The organism is Mycobacterium sp., from assembly GCF_044370595.1.
Taxonomy (GTDB): Bacteria; Actinomycetota; Actinomycetes; order Mycobacteriales; family Mycobacteriaceae; genus Mycobacterium.
Map to the genome: position 1 here is coordinate 1 of NZ_JBILVF010000200.1, position 5169 is coordinate 5169.

Sequence of the window (5169 nt, forward strand, 5' to 3'; positions counted from 1 at the left end):
GCCGGGCGCACCGACGCCGACGCCGACGGCGCCGCCACCTCTCCCGAAACCCGGCCCGACCGGGGCGCGGGCACTCCGCCCCCCCGACGCGACGGCGCCGGGGCGAGGTCCTCGGGGCCCGCCGACCCCGACCCCGAAGACGGGGAATCCGCCGACCGCGGCGACGAGGAATCCCCGCGACCACCATCGGCGTGGGCCACCCCCGCACCCGCGGACAGCACCACCCCCACACCCAGGCCGACACCCACCGCGCCGGCCCCGAGCCAGGCATAGGGCTGACGGCGGCCACGCCCTTTACCGGCCCGCCCGCTCCCACGGCTGGTCTGTCCCTGGCTCGACTGTCCCTGCTGTTCGCAATGCTGCGCCATGTGCGGATTCCTGCCAGTTGTAATGGGGGCCTACGGCGGCGGCGACATGCTCACCACACGCTCAACACTCCGACGTTACCCAGTGGGGCCGGCCCCAGGGATCGGTGAAATTACTGCACTTCCTGCCCTGCCGCGCCTACTGCACGTCATGCCGGGGGTCGAGAATCTACTGGGCCGCCGCCCCGAGTTGGCCCAGCTCAGCGGGATGCTGACCGAGACCACCGGGCGTGCGGTTGCACAGCGTGCGGTGCACGAGCACGACCTGACTCAGCGCATTGTCGGGGCCTTCTTCGCAAAACAATCGTGGCGCCCGGCTTTTACCGGACGACGTCAGGCGCACCCGCTTGTGGTCCAGCCGCTACGCGACATGGTGGTGGGTCGCGGCCCACTGGATGCCGAACTCGGTTGGGGTGAGTTCACCGTGGGCGGTGTGGGGCCGGTTCTCTGGGGGTCTGGCCCTGAGCTGATGCAGTTCTCCCGCGTTTGCGCAGGTCCCGCAGCTGTGGTTGGAACGTATCGTGTGCAACAGGTGTTGTGCAAGGGTTTCGACGGTTGTGTGTTATCCGTTCGGCGTGGATGCGTTGAGCCTGGTCATGAGTTCTCGGTTGGCGGCGCGGGCGGCGGCGAGGTCTTGGTCGCGTTCTTCGAGTTGAAGGTGGGAGTCAACGACTTGTTGTTCGAGCGTTGCGATGCGTTGTTGAAGCTGGTCGATGTCGGTGGGGGCGCCGAGTCCGGTTGTGCGCCATGCTTGTTCGCCGAGTAGTTCGGACAGATGTTTCTCGAGTTGTTGGGTGTGTGCGGCCATGCGGGCGCAGCGTTGCTGTGCTGCGAGCAGGTCGGCTTGCAGTGATGCGCGGGTGGCCGAGGGGCCCAGGCCGGGTTTGTCGGGTGGCTGGGCGGCGGCGGTGTGGATGCGTTCGAGTAGGTCGCGGTGGCGGTAGAGGAAGGTGCGGTCGACCCCGGCGCGGCGAGCGATGTCGGTGACGCGGAGTTCGGCGCCGTCTGTGATGGCGTTGTCGAGTGCGGTGAGGACGCGTTGGCGGCGTCGGGTGGAGTCGGCTCGACGTCCGTGGATCATCGCGTCAACGACGGCGGTGTTGGTGGTCACGGGGTTCTTTCTGGGCGTAGGTCGGGCAGGGGTTGGCGGGTGCGGGGCATGCCGAGGGTGGTGCTGCGGTGGCGGCGCACGAGGGTGACGGCTTGTTGGAGGTGTTGTCGTGCTTCGGGTTCGAGTGTGTCGAGGCCGTGGCTGATCTGTTCGATGAGGCGGCGGATGCGGCGGATTTCTTCCTCGGAGGGCATGGCTTCGGTGCGTGCCCATTGATCGAGTTCGGTGGTGGCGAGCAGGCGTTCGCGGGTCCGCAGGAGGTCGTCGAGGTAGGCGTGGAGGTCGGGCAGGTAGGAGATGTCGGTGCGGAAGTGGTCGCAGCCGGCGCAGCGGAACCGGAATGGGCAGGCGCCGCCGCCGGCTTTGACGTTGGACGGTTCTGCGCAGACGCCGAACGGGACGGCGACCTCACCGATGGCGCGGCGGGCGTGCTCGGAGTCCATCAGCGCTTGGGCTTGCCGCCAGATGCGGTTGCCGTGCCGGTCGAATTGCATCGCGGTGACCCGGTCGACGGCGTCGCGGCGGCGGGTTTCGCCGACTCGGTAGTAGCCGCTGGTGGTTTCGAGCTTGCGGTGCGACACCAGCTCGCGCAGCACCTCGACGGGAACACCGGCGTCGGCGTGGCGTTGGGCGTAGCTGTGCCGGTAGGCGTAGAGGACGATCTTGCTCTTGTCGTATTCGATACCGTCGGCGTTGTGCAGCATCGGTATTCGGTCGACCCAGGTTCGGTGCGCGAACGCGAGTGAGAACGCGGTGATCGCGCGGCGCCCATCGGGGTTGCGGCGATCGGTGGGTAGCAGTGTGAGTTCACCGACCGGGGTGTGCGGGTATCGGTCTCGGACTCGCTGCTGCGCGGCGATGACGACGGCGGCGGTCTGCTCGCTGATCGGCAAGCGCCGCGCGGGCCGGTTGGCCTTGTGGTTGTCATAGATCAGCACGGCAAGTCCGTCGTCGTCGCGGGTCAGGCAATCGAAGGCCAGGGCGCAGATCTCCTCGGGGCGCCGGCCGGTGTCGATGGCCAGTTCGACGGCGGTGCGCATCTGCGGTGAGGTCAGTCGATCCAGGTGTGCGCACAGTTGGGCCATGATTTCCGGCGGCAGGTCCCGGTTCGGCTCTTCTGGTTCGGGTTCGGCGGGCACGTCGGCCTGCCTGATGGCGAAGTCCTCGCCGAGGCCCGCCGCGATTCCCCCGGGTCTGGTCAGTCCCATCGCCCGGACAGCGGTGAGCACCGCGCGGACCTCACGACAGGCCCGAATGCGGGCGTCGCCGCTGATCTGCCCGCCCGATTCGAGGTAGGCCAGCCGGTGCAGGAAGGCCTCCATGTCGGCTCGTCCCAGCACCGCCGGCTGTTCGCCGCGGTCCTCCCGCATGCGCAGCGACTCCGATAGGCGTGCCAGGCAGCCGATGTAGTGGCGCACCGCCATGCCGGCGCTGGTGCGCCGCCTTGACCGGACACGTCGTTTCGGTAGGTCGTCAGCGGCCCACCGTTTGGCCGCCTCCCGCAGCCAGGTCTGGGTGATGGCGGTGAACGACAGTGTGCCGTTGTGCCCGAACACCGTCAGGTCCCATTCGTCCTGGGTGACTTCGGTTTCCGGGGTCGACAATGCTCGGCGGGCGTGACCGATCAGGCAGTTGGCCAGGCCGGTGAATTCCAGGTCGCGGTCCTCGCCGATGGTGTAGTCAGCCAGCGAGGCCACCCGCTGGGCGCGGATGTCGTTGATCAGCACCTGTAGCACCGCATCACTGGTCTTGACCGCGTTGATTCGGCAGCGCTGCTGCAGGCCCACCAACAGTTCGGCGATCACCAGCGGCGGCAAACCACGCAGGCTCACCTCACCGCCGTGTCCTATCGCTGATTCGATAGCCTGCCAACATGATTCGTCGAGACTCGGGTCCTGTTTCCTGAGGCTGCGCAGTCGCTGCTGGTGGGCATGGCAGTAGAGCCCGGCGGGATGGCTCCGCTGCCGGACGCAGGCGTCGACCAAGCAATCAGGCAGCGGCGGAAGCGGTGTCACCGTCTGATGCGTGAGGAACGCCGAGAAGACGACTCCCGGCATGCGCCGCTTTTGTTCGGCATGCACCGAGCACAACCCCGACCGCAACGTCAGCCATTCCCGCGCACAACCCTGCACCCGGCAGCTTTGCGGACCGCGGCGCTGACTGCGCCGTTCCCGAGGCGGCAGTGCGGCGACGTCAGACTCATCAAGCCCGTTCTCGGTGAGCCGTTTCCGGCAGGAACCACAGATTCCTGACGCCGCGGTCGCGGTCGTCGCGCAGCCCTCGGCACGGCAGATTCGGCGCCCCAGCAGCGGATGTTCCGGTGCGAACACCAGGATCTGCCGGCCAGGATCCCAGCCGGCCTCGGCGAGGAAGGCCGGGTCGACCACGGCAGCGATCCGGCCGACCTGGGTGGTCGATCCGCTCGCCGGCGAACACATGCTCCCCGGCAGGGGCGCCTGGTACTGCTGCCAGCGCCTGCGCAACGCTCACCGGTCGATCCTCGACAGTGCGCGTGGGCTGGGAACCCGGTCGACGGCCTCACGCAGCCGGCCCGGGTCAGGGTGCAGGTAGACCTGCGACGAACTCATCGACGCATGACCCATCAACGTCGCGATCTCATCCAGACCACTACCCGCATCAGCCAGGTTGCTGCCGAACGCGTGCCGCAGCCGGTGCGGCGTCACATGCTCGATCCCGGCCCGCCGTGAGCACGCGGTGATGACCTCGTTGATCGAGTCCGGGCGCATCGGCGCACCGATCGGTTCCCGAAACAGGTTGACCAGCAGGAAATCTGACTCGCACGCCCGCGGCACCGCGAACCGCTCGAACTCGTAGGCGTCGACAACCTGCACCACCAGAAAATCCAGCGGCACCACCCGCTGGCGACGGGACTTGGCCCACGCCCCGTTCGGATTATCCCGACGCACCACATGCAGATGGGCCCGCGGCATCGCACAGCCCAGCGCACGCGAGTCGAACAGCAGATGGACATCCGAGCGCCGCAGGCCACACAATTCGCCGCGCCGCAGCCCGGCTCTGGCCATCAACAGCACGATCAGCCGGTCCCGCGCCGACCGGCAAGCCCGCAGTAGCGCCACGATCTCGGCGTCGCTGGCCCGATCCACCGTCGCCTCCGGCTCGTGTAACCGATGCCGCGCCCGCATCCGCCAGGCCATCCGGGCCCCCTCGCCGCGAGCCTGCCCCGGCAGGTCACGCTCGTCGGCCAGCTCGTAGATCAGCCCTATCAGCTCGCCCGGCGCATGCCCGGACGTCACTGCGTGGGCGACGAACCCCCGCACCGCGGTCAGCACACCGTTGATCCGTCGAGCCTGACGCACCGGCTCCGCGCCCGGACCCACCAGCACCTGCCCACCAACCCCGACATCGACACCGCTGGCCTGCGGCCCGGCATGGCGCAGCCAGGTGATGAACAACCCCAGCGCCGCCACGCCGTCATGCCAGTGCCGGCCGGTGCGAACGCACCACCGCAGGAACAACGCGATGGCCCCCGCATAGGACCTCGTGGACGAATTCCGCCCCTCGGCGAGACGCATTTCCGCTGGTAGTGAGTGCGCCCGAAGGGATTCGAACCCCTAACCTTCTGATCCGTAGTCAGATGCTCTATCCGTTGAGCTACGGGCGCCGGTCTTCAGTTGTCGTGGCCGAGCATTCGACCGCGGCGGAGGCGAGAGG

Annotated in this window: 3 protein-coding genes, 1 tRNA gene and 1 pseudogene; 1 reads left to right on the forward strand and 4 read right to left on the reverse strand. The window is 68.3% G+C overall.

The features are described 5' to 3' along the window. Window positions 1-273 (forward strand): annotated as a pseudogene (locus ADBZ5N_RS17280) (Hsp70 family protein); the annotation flags it as partial. 654 nt (window positions 274-927) lie between these two features. Here the strand turns inward: ADBZ5N_RS17280 and ADBZ5N_RS17285 are convergent. From ADBZ5N_RS17285 to ADBZ5N_RS17300, 4 genes are all read right to left on the reverse strand, one after another. Next, window positions 928-1476 (reverse strand): DUF6262 family protein, encoded by a 549-nt coding sequence (locus ADBZ5N_RS17285; protein WP_526259551.1) that lies wholly within the window; start codon window positions 1474-1476, stop codon window positions 928-930. Beyond that, window positions 1473-3914: a tyrosine-type recombinase/integrase gene (locus ADBZ5N_RS17290; protein ID WP_526259553.1), complete on the reverse strand. Its 2442-nt coding sequence runs from the start codon at window positions 3912-3914 to the stop codon at window positions 1473-1475. Before ADBZ5N_RS17290 ends, ADBZ5N_RS17285 begins: the two co-directional genes overlap by 4 nt. A 48-nt stretch (window positions 3915-3962) precedes the next feature. Next, window positions 3963-5030: a site-specific integrase gene (locus ADBZ5N_RS17295; RefSeq protein ID WP_526259556.1), complete on the reverse strand. Its 1068-nt coding sequence runs from the start codon at window positions 5028-5030 to the stop codon at window positions 3963-3965. A 16-nt stretch (window positions 5031-5046) separates the two neighbouring features. Beyond that, window positions 5047-5119 (reverse strand) — tRNA-Arg (locus ADBZ5N_RS17300). Window positions 5120-5169: the final 50 nt, after the last annotated feature.

Excerpts from the sequence above, each read along its gene's own strand:
- ADBZ5N_RS17290 (WP_526259553.1), bottom strand. The coding sequence starts at position 3,914 with ATGTGTTCGCCGGCGAGCGGATCGACCACCCAGGTCGGCCGGATCGCT.
- ADBZ5N_RS17295 (WP_526259556.1), bottom strand. The coding sequence starts at position 5,030 with ATGCGTCTCGCCGAGGGGCGGAATTCGTCCACGAGGTCCTATGCGGGG.